The organism is Vallitalea okinawensis, assembly GCF_002964605.1.
In the GTDB taxonomy this organism is placed as follows: Bacteria; Bacillota; Clostridia; order Lachnospirales; family PQDH01; genus Vallitalea_A; species Vallitalea_A okinawensis.
Window position 1 is genome coordinate 12,968 of the sequence record NZ_PQDH01000015.1, and the last position, 15,473, is coordinate 28,440.

Annotated in this window: 13 protein-coding genes; 7 read left to right on the forward strand and 6 right to left on the reverse strand. The window is 34.6% G+C overall.

The features are described 5' to 3' along the window. Positions 1–75 precede the first annotated feature (75 nt). The 7 genes from C1Y58_RS23645 (at position 76) to C1Y58_RS23675 (ending at position 7,715) form a co-directional block, all read left to right on the forward strand. Positions 76–963 (forward strand): carbohydrate ABC transporter permease, encoded by an 888-nt coding sequence (locus tag C1Y58_RS23645; RefSeq protein WP_105619459.1) that lies wholly within the window; start codon positions 76–78, stop codon positions 961–963. A 22-nt stretch (positions 964–985) separates the two neighbouring features. Next, positions 986–1,810 carry a carbohydrate ABC transporter permease gene (locus C1Y58_RS23650; RefSeq protein WP_105619461.1) on the forward strand — a complete coding sequence of 275 codons (825 nt, stop codon included), beginning with the start codon at positions 986–988 and terminating at the stop codon, positions 1,808–1,810. Positions 1,811–1,844: 34 nt separating this feature from the next. Further along, a complete protein-coding gene (locus C1Y58_RS23655) occupies positions 1,845–2,849 on the forward strand; it encodes a glycoside hydrolase family 130 protein (protein ID WP_105619463.1) in 1,005 nt (334 codons plus the stop codon). A gap of 81 nt (positions 2,850–2,930) precedes the next feature. Then, positions 2,931–4,100: an AGE family epimerase/isomerase gene (locus tag C1Y58_RS23660; RefSeq protein WP_207655815.1), complete on the forward strand. Its 1,170-nt coding sequence runs from the start codon at positions 2,931–2,933 to the stop codon at positions 4,098–4,100. A 1-nt stretch (position 4,101) separates the two neighbouring features. Further along, complete coding sequence (locus C1Y58_RS23665) at positions 4,102–5,277, forward strand: glycoside hydrolase family 130 protein (protein ID WP_105619465.1); 1,176 nt, start codon at positions 4,102–4,104, stop codon at positions 5,275–5,277. Positions 5,278–5,424: 147 nt separating this feature from the next. Then, entirely contained in the window at positions 5,425–5,988 is a 564-nt protein-coding gene (locus C1Y58_RS23670) for a TetR/AcrR family transcriptional regulator (protein WP_105619467.1), read from the forward strand. A gap of 17 nt (positions 5,989–6,005) precedes the next feature. Then, positions 6,006–7,715 carry an ABC transporter ATP-binding protein gene (locus tag C1Y58_RS23675; RefSeq protein WP_105619469.1) on the forward strand — a complete coding sequence of 570 codons (1,710 nt, stop codon included), beginning with the start codon at positions 6,006–6,008 and terminating at the stop codon, positions 7,713–7,715. Between the two features lie 64 nt (positions 7,716–7,779). On the opposite strand, the gene C1Y58_RS23680 is transcribed toward C1Y58_RS23675, so the two are convergent. The 6 genes from C1Y58_RS23680 to C1Y58_RS23705 all read right to left on the reverse strand — a co-directional run bounded on the left by C1Y58_RS23680 (position 7,780) and on the right by C1Y58_RS23705 (position 15,103). Next, positions 7,780–9,141, reverse strand: a complete 1,362-nt coding sequence (locus C1Y58_RS23680; protein ID WP_105619471.1) for a GH1 family beta-glucosidase — start codon at positions 9,139–9,141, stop codon at positions 7,780–7,782. Positions 9,142–9,211: 70 nt separating this feature from the next. Beyond that, positions 9,212–10,801: a glycoside hydrolase family 43 protein gene (locus C1Y58_RS23685; protein ID WP_105619473.1), complete on the reverse strand. Its 1,590-nt coding sequence runs from the start codon at positions 10,799–10,801 to the stop codon at positions 9,212–9,214. A gap of 24 nt (positions 10,802–10,825) precedes the next feature. Then, positions 10,826–11,677, reverse strand: coding sequence for a carbohydrate ABC transporter permease (locus tag C1Y58_RS23690; protein ID WP_105619475.1), 852 nt, complete (start codon positions 11,675–11,677; stop codon positions 10,826–10,828). Beyond that, the gene (locus tag C1Y58_RS23695; protein ID WP_105619477.1) at positions 11,677–12,624 is read right to left on the reverse strand and encodes a carbohydrate ABC transporter permease; all 948 of its coding nucleotides are present in this window, start codon (positions 12,622–12,624) and stop codon (positions 11,677–11,679) included. The genes C1Y58_RS23690 and C1Y58_RS23695 overlap by 1 nt, the downstream gene beginning before the upstream one ends. 85 nt (positions 12,625–12,709) lie before the next feature. Next, complete coding sequence (locus C1Y58_RS23700; RefSeq protein WP_105619479.1) at positions 12,710–14,050, reverse strand: ABC transporter substrate-binding protein; 1,341 nt, start codon at positions 14,048–14,050, stop codon at positions 12,710–12,712. A 36-nt stretch (positions 14,051–14,086) separates the two neighbouring features. Continuing rightward, positions 14,087–15,103, reverse strand: a complete 1,017-nt coding sequence (locus tag C1Y58_RS23705) for a LacI family DNA-binding transcriptional regulator (protein ID WP_105619480.1) — start codon at positions 15,101–15,103, stop codon at positions 14,087–14,089. Positions 15,104–15,473 lie beyond the last annotated feature (370 nt).

Genomic DNA, 15,473 nt, shown 5'->3' on the forward strand with positions numbered 1-15,473 from the left:
GCAACGGAGCTACTTTTGTTTGTTGGAAATAATCATGAAATAGCCATTAATTCTTAAGAGGAGGGAGGTATAAAAGTGATTCGTACAACTCAGAAAAATAATTGGAGTCCTCACATTGGTATTTTACCAGGTGTCGCATTATTCATAATATTCGTAATCATACCTACATTTTATAATTTCTATTTTGCTTTGACAGATTACAACGGATTTCCGAATTCTGAAGTCAACGTCATAGGCTTTAAGAATTTTATTGATGCTTTTACGATTAATAAAGACATAACCATGAATGCATTAAAAAATTCGCTAATATATGCAACTTTGATTACATCTATACAAAATATAGTAGCAGTTGTCATTGCTATTATGTTAACTTTTAAAATTAAAAATAGTAACTTTTTTAGGGGACTATATTTCTTTCCAAATGTGCTAGGTGCATTTATCATCGCAAGTATATGGAGTTTACTTATGAATCCTAATTTTGGACCAGTGAGTAAGTTATTTGAATTAGTAGGCATGAAGGTAAATCTCTTAGGCAATCCTAACCTATCGATTTACGCAGTTATCTTTGTTCAGGTTTGGGCTTCCATGGGGTATGCAATGATCATCTATTACACGAATGTAAAGTCTATTCCCAGTGACAGCTTAGAAGCGTCAGATATAGATGGTGCCAATACTTTGCAAAAAATTAAGCATATCATTTTGCCTTTACTAATGCCATCCTTTACGATCAATATTCTTTTATCGTTAATTGGATCTTTAAAATTATTCGAGTTGATTTTTATTATGACAACAGGAGGACCTGCACGTAGCAGTGAGAACTTACCCGTATTAATTTTCAATGAGGCTTTCTCATTTGGAAAACACGGTTATGCTGCAGCATTGAATGTTATACAGTTCTTCATGATTTTAGGTATATCAGTTGTTATTATGCTGCTATTGAGAAGAAGAGAAGTCGAATACTAAACCAATTAAAGGAGGTGTTTATATGGAAATAAATAATAAGTTAGCTAAGGTAATTATATGGTTCTTTTTTTGCATATTAGCATTCATCATTTTGTATCCCATTTATGGAATAGTAACCGTAGCCCTAAAATCAACGAGTGATTATTATACTGATCCCTTAGGTATTCCAACAGTGCTGTATCTTGAAAACTTTAAAGAAGCATTCCAGAGATCAAACATGCTGGTTAACTTTTTTAATAGTATTGTTTATACATTTGTTTCTTGTGGATTAGGAGCTATCTTATCACTATTTATTGCTTATCCTCTAGCTCGTAAGCGAGTAAAGTATCATAACGCACTATATGGTTTATTCACTGCTAGCTTAATTATGCCCCCATCATTAGTGCCCTTATATAAGATTATGCAGACTCTTAATCTTACCAACACCTATCAAGGGATGATCATGTTTTATATGGGAACTGGTATAGCTTTTTCTGTATTTGTGCTGACAGGTTTTGTGAAACTAATACCCAAGGAATTGGATGAAGCTGCAGAAATAGATGGATGTGGTTATTTTAGATATATACTAAAAATTGTTTTTCCACTATCCAAATCCTCCATAGCAACAGTGATTATGTTGAATGCTCTTAATGTGTGGAATGATTTTGTTTATCCCTATCTATTCATAACAAAGAAAAACATGCGTACTCTTGCCACAGGCTTATACATGTTTTTAGGAGAATATTCTAATGAATTAACGGTTTTTGCAGCAGCTGTGGTTATTATGGCTATACCAATAACAATATTCTATGTAACCATGCAAAAACAAATTACTGAGAGTTTAGCTAAGGGAGCAGTTAAAGGGTAGCTTAGCATATAAGTAAAGATGAGGAGTGAAAAAAATGAAACTAAAAAAATATGAAAATAATCCAATTATAGCACCAATTGAAGATAATGCTTGGGAAAGTCTAGTGGCTTGTAATCCAGGAGCATGGTATGAGGATGGTAAGTTCTATCTTTTATATAGAGCTGCTGGAGATGATGAAGAGCATTATATCTATTTAGGATTAGCTGAAAGTAAAGATGGTTTTAATTTCAAGCGTGTATCGGATCAACCAGTCTTATCACCAAGTAAAGATGGAGCAGATGCAGGATGTGTAGAAGATCCAAGAATCATAAAATTGGATGATACGTATTATGTTACATATGCTTATCGACCATTTCCACCAGGACGCTATTGGGAATTTGCACCTGATGAAGTGCGCACCTTTGATGTACCTGACAGTTCACCGCTATGTTTAAAAAAGAATATCGCGAACACTGGATTAGCTATATCAAAAGATCTAAAGAGCTTTACCAAGCTAGGAAGAATTACTCGTACAGATTTAGATGATCGAGATGTAATTCTATTTCCTGAAAAAGTTAATGGCAAATATGTTAGACTTAATCGTCCTAAAGAATGGATAGGTGAAGCATACGGTTGTGAACATCCTGCTATATGGATAAGTTTCTCAGAAGATATGATGGAATGGAATGAATGTCAGTTACTTATCAAAGGGGAGCATGATTGGGAGAAAAAAATTGGTGGAAGTACACCACCATTAAAGACAGATCAAGGTTGGTTAACATTATATCATGGTGTAGATGATGAAGGAATCTATCGTGTTGGCGTTATGCTCCTAGACTTAGATGATCCAACAAAAGTTATTGCTCGTGCTTCTGATTTCATCATGGAACCTGAATTTGAGTATGAAACTAAAGGGTTTTATAACGGCTGTGTATTCCCGACAGGTAATGTAATTGTTAATGATACATTATACGTTTATTACGGTGGTGCAGATAAATATTGTTGTGTTGCCACATGTAGCGTTTCAGAATTACTTGACTATGTTCAAAAGTTTAAATAACCTAAAGGCTTTGGCTATATTGTCAAAGCCTTTTCACTATAAAGGATATTGAAACAGCAAGTGGAGAAAGGAGCTACTAGTGTGATAAAACTAAGAGAAGAAGTAGCAAAAGAATTAAGTAAACACATTATGCCTTTCTGGATAAATCTAAAAGATGAAGAAAATGGTGGATTCTATGGCAATGTAGACTATGATTTGAAGGTGGATAAAAAAGGAGTAAAGGGTGGTATAGCTAGCTCCAGATTACTATGGTCTTTCTCGGCAGCATATAGAGTTACAAAAGAAGAAAAGAATTTGGTATGTGCTCATCATGCCTATGATTTTTTAGTTAACAATGTTTATGATACAGTACAAGAAGGTCTATTTTGGTTGTTAGATCATGAAGGCAATCCTATAGATACGAGGAAACATATTTATGCTCAGGCTTTTGGTATTTACGCTTTAAGTGAATATTACAGAGTAAGCCAACGGACTGAAGCATTGAAGTTAGCAAAAAAACTATACAGTATTATTGAGACTAGAGGTTATGATAAAGAAAAAAATGCTTATTTAGAAGAGTTTAATCGTCAGTGGATCAAACAAGATAATGAGATGTTGAGTGAGAATGGCATTATCGCTGACATAACAACCAATACACATCTACATGTGCTCGAAGCGTACACAAACCTTTATCGTGTATGGCCCAATAATGAACTTAAGAAAAAGTTAATGAACATCATTGATATATTTTATAATAAAATTTTTGATAATAAAACTAAATTCTTAAAGGTTTTTTTTGATAACAGTTGGAATGAATTAATTGATTTAAAATCATATGGTCACGATATTGAAGCAAGTTGGTTACTAGATGATGCCATTAAACTACTTCGGTTAAAGAATGATAAATATGATCAAATGGTTGTTGATATAGCCTATAATATAGCCAATTATGCTATTCAAAATGATGGCTCCATCATTAATGAAAAAGAAAATAATATAGAAGATTATTCAAGGATTTGGTGGGGACAGGCTGAAGCTATAGTTGGATTTTTAAATGCTTATGAACGTACTGAGGATGAAAGATTCTCTATAATCATTCATAATTTATGGGCTTATATTCAACAAAATTTAATTGATGTTAGAGAGGGTGGAGAGTGGTTCTGGTCTATTGAAGATGATGGTCAACCATCCATTAGAGCAATCGCTGAGCCATGGAAAACTCCCTATCATAATGCAAGATTTTGTTTAGAAATATTAGAAAGGGTGAAATAAAATGATTCATCAAAAATACTATGAATTACTAGAAAACCAAGAAGAATTTATAACCAAGAAAAATTTAATAAAAGATGAGTTCTATAATGGTGTTTATAACCGTTTTAAAAATCCTGTTATTACACGCAATCATATTCCTGTTCATTGGAGATATGATTTATGTGAAGAAACTAATCCATTTTTTATAGAAAGATTAGGCATCAATGCAGCATTTAACCCAGGTGCCATTTATTTAGACGGTAAGTATTATCTAGTGGTAAGAGTAGAAGGGGTAGATAGAAAATCATTTTTTGCCATTGCTGAAAGTAAAAATGGAATGGATAATTTTCGTTTTTGGGATTATCCTATTACATGGGAAAATAGTGATGAAGATGAGACCAATATCTACGATATGCGTTTAATCAAGCATGAGGATGGTTTTATATACGGTATTTATTGTTCTGAGAGTAAAGACCCAGATGTACCTGCACATGATACTTCTAGTGCAATTGCGCAAGCTGGTTTAGTGAGAACAAAAGATTTAAAACAATGGGAGAGGTTACCTCATATAGTTACACCTTCGCCTCAGCAACGTAATGTGGTTCTTCATCCAGAATTTGTAGAGGGTAAGTATGCATTCTATACCCGTCCACAAGATGGCTTCATTTCTACTGGAGCTGGAGGAGGGATTGCATTTGGGCTATGTGATGATATTATGAATCCTCATATAACAGAGGAGATATTAATGGACGAAAGAAAATATCATACTGTTTATGAAGTCAAAAATGGTCAAGGTCCAGCCCCTATTAAAACAGAAAAAGGATGGATTCATATTGCACACGGCGTAAGAAATACTGCTGATGGACTGCGCTATGTCTTATATACCTTTGCAACAAGCTTAGAGAATCCTGCTAAAATCATTGCAAAGCCAGGAGGATATTTCATAGCACCCTATGGTGAGGAACGTGTTGGAGATGTATCCAATGTAGTATTTTGCAATGGTATTGTTGTTAATGAAGAAGAGGAAGTGTTTATTTACTATGCTTCCAGTGATACACGGGTTCATGTAGCTACCTCAACGGTGGAAAAATTAATTGATTATACATTTAACACCCCAGAAGATCCAGGTCAATCAATGGATTGCGTCAAACAGCGTATGGAATTAATAAAAAATAATAATCAGTTACTGGCACAGTAATGTCAAAGAAGAGGTAGCATTAAATAATGCTACCTCTTCTGTTAGTATAGCATCATTAATTCAGATCCTTCTTGACATAAGAAAAACCTATGATATAATGAAATTAAACTGACCAGTCAGTATAAAAAGTTAAAGGAGAGTTCTAAGATGAGTAAAAATAAAATTATTGATGCCGCTGAAAGAGTTTTCTCTCAAAAAGGTTATTATCAAACAACTATGCAAGATATTGCAGATGAAGCTAAGGTGGCTAAGGGGACATTATATTATCACTTTAAAAGTAAAGATGAACTCTTTATCGAGTTGTTAGAGAGTGGAACAGGTTTTATTACCCATGAACTACAGAAGAGTTTTAATAAGCAAATACCTTTAAAGGCACAAATCAAAGAATTTATTAAAGAGGCTATTAGTATTTGCCTTAAATATAAAACTTTTACGGATATTCTCTTCAATGAATTATCCAGTGGTATGGAGGATGAAGTACTGGAACGTGTAGAAGTACTTAAATATAAGTACATTGGCATATTCAAAGAAATACTTGATGAGGGCTATAGAGAAGGTTGTGTTAGAGAAATCAATCGTGAATTAGCAGCCATATCGTTGATGACAACATTATACCACTTGAGTGATCACATTAGTGAGAAGAAGTGTACAGTAGAAGAAGTGGAAACATTTCTCATTGGTTATATATCTCAAGGGATCTTAACTACTTAATATGAGGAGGGGAATTCATGAAATTATTTCTTCAATTCATAAAACCTTTTAAAAACCAATTTATTATCAGCCAATTGTTTATGCTGGTTGCTGTTGTAGTTTCTACTGCATTTCCGTTAACTGTTAAGAATTTGTTCGATATTTCTTTTCTTGAAGGTAGTATGGAAGAGTTATTTCAATACATGTTCCTATTGATATTGGTTTTAATAATAGGTGAATTGGCTAAGTATAGAAAGCGGTGTATAGAAGGGAAAATAGGTGAGGAATTAATTGCAGACATGCGCCATATGATTTTCAATAAACTTCAGAGTATTCCCTTACCCTATTACAATAAGCGCAGTTCAGGTGATATTGTTTCTACAGTTACCAATGATTTGAACATTATTCAGCAAACGATCGCAATGGGTTTATCTTTTGTTATAGAGAAGCTATTGACGTTAATCATTGTTCTTTTCTTACTCATACGACTTGATCCTATCTTAACAGTATTATGTTTAGCCATCATACCAATAATCAGTCTAATGGCCAAGATACTTGGGGATAAGATACAAAAATTATCTAAGGACGTACAGCGAAGGTTAGGAACATTAACGACTATACTGAATCAAAGTTTATTAGGCATGGATGTGATTAAAGCTTTTGTGCTTGAAGAGGAAGCAACGGGTATGTACGAAGAGCAAAACAAAAAAGTTCTCTATAAATCTTTAAAAAGAGTTAGCGTAAAAGAAAAGACAGCGATGATTATAGGTTTACTTAATATTGTCCAATTAGCCATCATTATTTCTGTAGGGAGTTATCGTGTACATCAACAACTACTTTCACCTGGCAGCTTAATTGCCTTTATACTTTATGCAGAAATGTTGATTGGACCTATTGCATTATTATCAGGTCTTTATGTCGAAATACAAAGAGCATTAGCATCCATGCATCGAATCATGGATATCCTCAAAGAGGATAATGAAGAGAATTTAAATGATGAACAAACTTGTCCAGAAATTCAAGGGAATTTGGAATTTAACCATGTTTCTTTTTCCTACGACCAAAAGAAAGATACACTTAAAGATATTAATATACGTATCAATAAAGGTGATACTGTAGCATTAGTAGGACCTAGTGGTGTAGGTAAATCTACTTTACTAAAGCTCATTCCACGCTTTTATCAAGCATCAAAAGGGAAGATTTTAGTGGATGGACACGATATTAATAAGATTCAATTAGCTCATCTAAGAGATAGAATTGCCATTGTACCACAAGAAACTTATCTGTTTGGATTAAGTGTACGTGAAAATATTAGCTGTGGTAACACTTCCGCAACAGGAGAGGAGATCATTCAAGCAGCTAAGCAAGCCAATGCCCATGACTTCATCATGGAGATGGAAAATGGCTATGATACCATCGTACATGAAGGTGGTTCTTCTCTTTCAGGAGGGCAAAAACAAAGAATTGCTATAGCCAGAGCTTTTCTCAAACAACCTGAAATCATTCTACTAGACGAGCCAACAGCTTCTCTAGACAGCCATTCAGAACAAAAAGTGCAAGAAGCCCTATCCAAGTTAACTATTGGTAGAACAACTTTAATTATTGCACATCGTTTAGCAACCATTAAGGATGCAAGTAAGGTAGCTTTATTGAATAATGGTAGAATAGAAGCATTAGGTACTCATAATGAACTCTTTCAGAGATCAGATTTATATCGTAATTTGTATAAAGCTCAATTCAGCTATTAAGATAATAAAGTTATCTGGGCTATCTCAATGAATAAAAATTAGAGATAGCCCACTGTGATTATTACTATTCTTTAATTAGATCTCGATACCAATAATAAGATTCTTTTGGAGTTCTAGTACCCGTCTCAAAATCCACATGAACCAAGCCAAAGCGATCTTTATAGCCTTCAGCCCACTCGAAATTATCAAATAGAGACCATTGGAAGTAACCTCTGATGTCAATACCCTCTTTATGAGCTCTTTCTAACTGTAGTAAATAGCGATTAAGGAAATCAATTCTACCTTCATCGTGAACCTTTCCATCGAGTGCAACCCAGTCCTTATTAGAAAGACCGTTTTCAGTTATGTAGATGGGTTTCTTATAGCGTTCATACATGAACTTAGTACCCCAATACATGATTTCTTCTGATACTAACCAGTTAAGACCTGTTACGGCATGACCTGAAGGCAGTTTGGATACCTTGATGTATTCACCATCTTTCTCTACTCTTGGACCTTGATAGATATTAAGGCCAATAAAGTCCACTTCCTCAGTTATAAGTTTAAAGTCTTCTTCTAATTGAGCTTCAGACGGGAGATAATCCCTTAACTCATTCATTACCCAATCTGGGTATTTTCCAAGTAAAATAGGATCATACCAATAGTCGTTATCAAAGGGGAAATTATACTCTTTATGATCTTTGGTTTTTTCAAAGGGATTGAACATGAAATCCCTTGCTGCTTCAATATCATCTTCTGATAAGGTGTTAGGAATACCAATGGTAGCCACAAATGCAAATCCTACTCGGGCTTCTTTACCAACGATTTCTCGGATAACTTTCACAGCCTTTCCATGAGCAAGCAATGTATTATGAGTCATCCGAATAATATCAAATTTACTGTATTGATGACCTGGTGCATGGATACCTGTAAAATAACCTAAACCGATAAAACATTGTGGTTCGTTTATTGTCATCCAATTTTTTACTCGATCACCTAGTCTGGTAACGACAACTCGTGCATACTCTTCAAACCAGTTAGAGGATTCATCGTTAAGCCATTGTCCCTTTTTATAAAGCTCATAAGGATAGTCCCAGTGAAAAAGAGTTACATAGGGTTCAATATCAGCTTCCAATAATGCATCCACAAATTGATCATAATAAGTAAGTCCTTTTTCATTGATTCTACCGATACCATTTGGTATCACTCGAGGCCATGATATGGAAAAGCGATAGGCTTTTACACCTAGCTCCTTTAAAATACGTACATCATCTTCTATGTTATTGTAGGAATCACAGGCAAAGTCTCCGTTATCCATGTTGTAGACCTTATCTTCTTGGCGGGTATACATATCCCAAACAGATAAACCTTTACCATCATCATAGGCAGCCCCTTCAACTTGATAAGAAGCAGTAGCAGCTCCCCACAGGAAATCTTTATTAAACATTTGTATTACCTCCTTCAATTAATACCGAAAAATAATACCCCCACTTAAAAAAGTGGGAATAAATAGCTCTCTACAAGAGTTCGGGTGTGTATTTAAAATATTCAAAATAGGCTTTAGCAGACTGTCTCTCTATATCTTGACAAGCCATACCTATGAATGCACCTGTAAAACCTTCAGGATCTGTATAATCATCGGATAAGATGGAAGTATCCAGTATTGGACCAATTTCATTGAAAGATTCACCATCAAAAGAATAATAAAACTGAGCCTTAGCAAAGGCTGTCTTAACTTTTAAATAAGCAGTATCATTATTGAAGTAGACTTCCTCTTCTTCAATAAAAGAATAATGACCTTGATCCATTTTGAAGACTTTTAATACATTCATCTTTGTGCTCTCATCATAAGACATGTATAGGTAGTATTGATTAGTTTCATCATAACGATAACTCAGTCCTGCCATATGCTGAAAACTAGATGGATGAAATACTAACTTGGTTTCAGCTTCAAACTTAAAATGTTCCTGTCTTCTTAAGAGAAGCCCTTGCTTAAAGTTGGATACAGGGGATTCTAAGCCTTTAATTCTTAAGAAGCCTTCTTTATCTTTGATTGAGAATACATCTTCACTATAGGGTATTCTTAATGTTTGAAAATCTTTAAGGAAATCCTCATTTTCAAAGGTGTAAAGTTCTTCTTTAGCTTCCTTAATTTCTATATCACCATCAACATAGAAGTACTCATCTGGAAAAATTGATCCATTGACCAGATAAGGCCAATCATCTATCCACTCAACCTCTTGTATAGCTGTTTCACGACCTAGAATACATCGCTTTGTGCCAGGTAGTGGTCTTCCGCAAAGGAATGAGAGGTACCATTTACCGTCTTTTGTCTCAACCAACGAACCGTGACCAGCTTTCTGTATAACTAAATCATCTCTCCCCATAGATGTTACTAAATGTTTGTTAGGGTGTTCCTCATATGGTCCTTCAATGTGTTGACTTCTTACTATTGTCACCGCATGATTATAGGAAGTACCACCTTCTGCAGTAACCAAATAGTAGTATTTGCCTCTTTTAAAGATATGAGGACCTTCTGTTAAACCTCTATCTGTGCCAGTGAATATTTTTTTTACTTCGCCAACAAGGGACATCGTTGATTCATCAAATTCTTGTAATAAAATACCGCTAAACATAGGTGAGATAGGTGGTTTTCTATGATCCCATTCCATGTTAAGATACCATTTCTTATCACCATCGTGGAAGAGAGAGGGATCGAAGCCTGAACTATTGAGATATACAGGTTTTGACCATGGTCCTGTTATGGACTCAGCGGTAGTTATATAATTATGGCAATCTTTGAATGGTGCTAGATGCAATGATTTGACATCTGTAAATATTAAATAAAATTTGCCCTGATCATAAGATAAGCATGGTGCCCAAATGCCTCCAGATCTTGGATTACCAATTAAGTTTAGATGCTCCCTTGTATTAAGAGGTCTGGCTATAAGCTCCCAATTGACTAAATCCTTTGAATGATGGATTTGAACACCAGGGAAGTATTCAAAGGTAGAATTGGCTATGTAATAATCATCACCTACTCGTAATATGGAAGGATCAGGGTTAAATCCTTTAAGTACAGGGTTTTTTACTTTAGTTCTGTCCATGGTTCGCTCCAATCTTATCGTAATCTATTCTTTTATACCGCCGAGAGCAACTCCGGCAATAATATATCTTGAAAATACTAAATATATAACTAAAAGAGGTACAATTGTCATTGAAATACCAAGATATATACCACCAAATTCCGTACGATAAATATCTGCTTTGAGTGATTGAACCAGCATGGGTAGTGTATATTTATCTTCATTAGAAATCAGCATAAGAGGCATTAGGAAATTATTCCACGATCCAACGAATGCAAAAATACCCATAGTAGCTAATCCAGGCTTAAGTATAGGTAATGCAATTCTATGAAAAATTCCAAGTTCACTGGCACCATCTATTCTTGCAGCACTAACAAGGTCTTTTGGAAACGTTGATAGCAAGTATTGTCTTAGGAAGAAGACGGTAGCTGGAGCTGCAATAGCTGGAAAAATCAAAGGAATATAGCTGTCAGTCAAACTTAAATTTAACATCATACGGTAAAAACCAATCATACTGATTTGTGTCGGTACCATTAATATAAAAGCAATGATTGCAAAGATTGTATTCTTTCCCTTAAAATCATAGATGACTAAGCCGTAAGCTGTTAAGGCACTAAAATATAAGGCTAAAAAAGTAGATGAAGCAGCAATGGTTAAACTATTAGCGAAACCACGCCAAATGTTAAATCCTCTACCTGTTAAAACATCATAGTTATAGCCGGTAAAAACACTTGGGATTAATGAAAAACTCTGTTGTATTTGTTCAGTTGAACGTGTAGCATTAACAATGAGAATCCAGAAAGGAATGATACTGAGGATAACAAGCACTGCACAAACCAGGTAAATCCATGAAATACGAAGTCCGTAAAACTTACCTAATCTACCACCTTTCTTCATTACCTGACACCTGCCTTTCTTATTCGTCTACGAGCTTTTCTGTCGCCAGTAGTTTTAGAATTCATAACTTTGAATAATAGAATACTAACAATTAAGATAATGCATAAAAGTATGACTGAGGCAGTCGCTGCAAAATAATAATTCCGCCCACCTAGAAAAGCTTGGCGATAAATGAACATAGTCATAGTTTCGATGGAATAGTCTGGATTACCTTGTGTTGTTAATAGGAAAGGTATATCAAACATTTGCATACCACCGATTAAGGATGTTACAAGTACATAGAGTGTAATTGGTTTTAGTAATGGTAAGGTTATTTTTCTAAACATTTGGCCACTAGTAGCGCCATCGACCATGGCTGCTTCATATAAAGAGCGATTAATACCTAATGCTCCAGCAGTTAGAATAATAAATGTATTACCATACCACATCCAAAATTGAATAAAGGCTACGATTCCCCTTGTTGCAGTGACACTTCTAAAGAATTCAAAGGGTTCTTCTAAAACCCCAAATTTAACTAATAAGAGATTGATAGGACCAGAGGGATAGCTAAAAAGTGTACTAAACAATACAGCTACAGATGCAGCAGTTATTATATTGGGCATATAAAAAGTAACTTTAAAAAATCCTGCGCCTTTTAATTTCAGTCTTGCATCCGTAAACCACTTAACTAAGATTAAGGCCATGCCGATCTGAGGTATGAAGTTTAATATCCAAATAATCCATGTATTACGAAAGGCTTTTAAAAATAATTCATTACTTAAGAGAGTGACATAATTTTTAAAACCCACATAATTTAATTCAGTTTCCCAACCTGCTAGATCCGTAAAACTTAACTGAAAAGTATAGATTATCGGATAGAGTTGGAAAATGAGAAACGCTAATATAAAGGGAGCTACAAATAAGTAGCCGTACTTATCATACTTAACCAGTTTTTGCTTTTTTTTCATTAATGACCATTCTCCAATCCATAAATATTTTATTGAAAAATAGAAAAGGGGATAGAAGCGGTCGCTCCCACCCCTTATCAAAAAATTAATACTCTAAATTAGGGAAAAGGTTCTGTACGGATGTTTTAAAGTCTGCAATGGCAGCATCTTTTTCTTTTTCACCCTTTGAATAAGCTGTAAGTTGTTCTGTAAATAAATCCTGAATATCTTTATCTGCACCAGTTAGAATAGAAGCATCAATTTCTGGTGCCATCTCTGCAAAAGCTGCATAGTGATTTTGGCCACCTAAGAAAGGTTCAGTAAAGTCGTCTTTAATAGCGCTAACAACTGCTCCGTTGGATAAGAAATCACCTGTATCATTAGCCCATGTTGTTAAGAAGTCTTCATCTAATGTTAAATATCTAATTAAATCAGCTGCAGCTTGCTCCATCTCTGATCCATCTCGCATAGCTACCCATGTGCCACCCCAGAAGTAAGGTGATGGACCTTGAATCATTGCCCAGTCGCCTTCAGTAGAAGCACCTGTTTCAGCATTTACAGCGTTAGTTTTAAGTACATAATGTAATCCCCATGTAGGTAAGAAGTAACCGAATACATCATTACCTGACATACTTGCAAACCAATTTTCAGTCCATTGTTCAGCTTGGTTGGTTAACCCTTCAGATTCTAATTGACGTCCCATATCTAGTAACTCTTCAACTTTGGGATCGATAACAAATTTATTATCAACGACCCATCCATTTTCACGAGCTGCATAAAATACTTGAACCAAATCTCCAAGTGAACTAATGGCTTTTACTTCACCATTTGATCCGTCATAGATTTTTTTAGCAGTATCATAAAATTTATCAAAGTCAGCTACCATAGCTTGAACTTCAGCAGGATCGTCAGTACCAAGGTATTCTTTTGCAATACTTCTTCTGTAGAAGAAAGCACCTGGAGTTGCTTGCCAACTAAGACCTTTTAACTTACCTTCACTATCTGTAGCAACGTCAAGAACATACTGCATCGTATCCACATTATTCTTGTCTATACCAACTGAAGCAAGGTCAGCAGTGAATTTAGAGTCGACATATTTGTTAACATAAGCTGCTTCAAGAGCAAATACATCTGGAGCACTTTTACCTGAAGCTAAAGCTGGGTCTAATTTGCTTTGGTACTGGTCATTAGGAATAACAACTATTTCAACTTCATAAGGTAAATCTGGATGAGCTTTTAAGTAGTAGTTTTCAATCATACCTTTTATTTCATCTGTAAATGTCCAAACAACTAATTTATCGGTTTTGTTCTCAGCAGGTGCTTCTACTTTAGATTTTTCTGTTGTACTGGCTGTACCTGTGCCGGTGTCTTTATCCTCAGATGAACCACAAGCTGTTAAAGAAAATAACATTGTTACAACTAATAATAAACTTACCCATCTTTTCATCATGAATTCTCCTTTTTTTCCCCACAAATTTGAATTTTAATTACCGATTTTCTTGCAGGATTCCCCTTTAATCAATTCAACACCTACATGAATATCAACTTTAGAATGATTTTTTGTTTCAATAATATCAATCAAACGTTTAGCTGCCTGTTTACCAATGAGATTCGTATCCTGTTTCACAGTAGTAAGCCTTGGTTTCATCATTTCACTGATTTCAAGTCCGTCGAATCCTGCTATAGAGATATCCTCTGGGATACGAAGTCCCATTTTCTCAATAGCTTTTCCTCCCCATACTGCTGCATAGTCATCAGAAAATATAATAGCTGTTGGAGGATCTTCACGTTGAAGTACTTCCAATGTTTTGTTATAGATTTTATCTTTGTCATAGTACATGCCTTCGAGCAAATGATCCTCAGTAACAGTTATACCATTGTCAGTTAGGGTGTCAATAAAAGCATTAAGTCGGATATCTGTTACATAATTATGTTGTCCATGAATGTACACAATTTCTTTGTGATTAAGATCCATCAAATATTGCGTAAGCAATTTAAGGCCTTCATAGTTATCAGACAATATAGAGCTAACGGTATCATAATTGTAATCAATGACCACTACAGGAATTTTACTGTGAATGAGTTCAAGGATTTTTTCGTTTTCGTAATCAAAGTTAGCAATAATGACACCATCACAATGTCTTCTTCTTACATGTTGTAAAAATGACACAGGATCATTACCTATCTTTTCGGAAACGAATGTTAAATCATAACCCAGTTCTTCAGCGTATTCTTTAAAGCTCTCAAGTATCTGTGCAAAGAAGTAATGAGTAAGACCAGTTCGACTCTTACCTTCAACTTCAAATAAAACACCGATATTCCATGTTTTTTTCTTCGTTAAAGCCTGAGCTTGAGAATTAGGAGAGTAGCCCATTTCCTTTGCTTTATCTAATATTTTTTTGCGTGTCTTAGCATTAACATCCGGATAATTATTAAGTGCTTTTGACACAGTAGCACTTGAGCACCCTACTTCTTTTGCAATATCATAAATGGTAATCATTGTTTTCCCTCTTTCTCGAAACCGATTTCGAAACTATCTAAAAAAATTATACATCATTAGACATGCATTAGCAAGATGTTTAATAAAATTATCTAAACCGCTTTCGAAGATTTTGAAAAAAATAGAGGATACTCTCTGCTTGAATATTAAATTTGAAAACCGAAACCGCTTTCGAATACATTGTAGCATTATCAAATTAATTTGTCAATCATCATTTAATGAGTTTTATAGAGTAAGTGCACAATAACACTGAAATTAAAGGCTTTTTATTAGTAATAATTTTAGAATATTTTTTTTGCTTTTTAAATTATACTTTTCATTAAAACTATTAACCAAATAATTACAAAACAATTTGTATATAGTCATGTAA

Coding starts and splice junctions, on each gene's coding strand:
- C1Y58_RS23690 (WP_105619475.1), bottom strand. CDS start 11,677: ATGAAGAAAGGTGGTAGATTAGGTAAGTTTTACGGACTTCGTATTTCA.
- C1Y58_RS23675 (WP_105619469.1), top strand. CDS start 6,006: ATGAAATTATTTCTTCAATTCATAAAACCTTTTAAAAACCAATTTATT.
- C1Y58_RS23680 (WP_105619471.1), bottom strand. CDS start 9,141: ATGTTTAATAAAGATTTCCTGTGGGGAGCTGCTACTGCTTCTTATCAA.
- C1Y58_RS23665 (WP_105619465.1), top strand. CDS start 4,102: ATGATTCATCAAAAATACTATGAATTACTAGAAAACCAAGAAGAATTT.
- C1Y58_RS23650 (WP_105619461.1), top strand. CDS start 986: ATGGAAATAAATAATAAGTTAGCTAAGGTAATTATATGGTTCTTTTTT.
- C1Y58_RS23655 (WP_105619463.1), top strand. CDS start 1,845: ATGAAACTAAAAAAATATGAAAATAATCCAATTATAGCACCAATTGAA.
- C1Y58_RS23705 (WP_105619480.1), bottom strand. CDS start 15,103: ATGATTACCATTTATGATATTGCAAAAGAAGTAGGGTGCTCAAGTGCT.
- C1Y58_RS23670 (WP_105619467.1), top strand. CDS start 5,425: ATGAGTAAAAATAAAATTATTGATGCCGCTGAAAGAGTTTTCTCTCAA.
- C1Y58_RS23700 (WP_105619479.1), bottom strand. CDS start 14,050: ATGAAAAGATGGGTAAGTTTATTATTAGTTGTAACAATGTTATTTTCT.
- C1Y58_RS23685 (WP_105619473.1), bottom strand. CDS start 10,801: ATGGACAGAACTAAAGTAAAAAACCCTGTACTTAAAGGATTTAACCCT.
- C1Y58_RS23695 (WP_105619477.1), bottom strand. CDS start 12,624: ATGAAAAAAAAGCAAAAACTGGTTAAGTATGATAAGTACGGCTACTTA.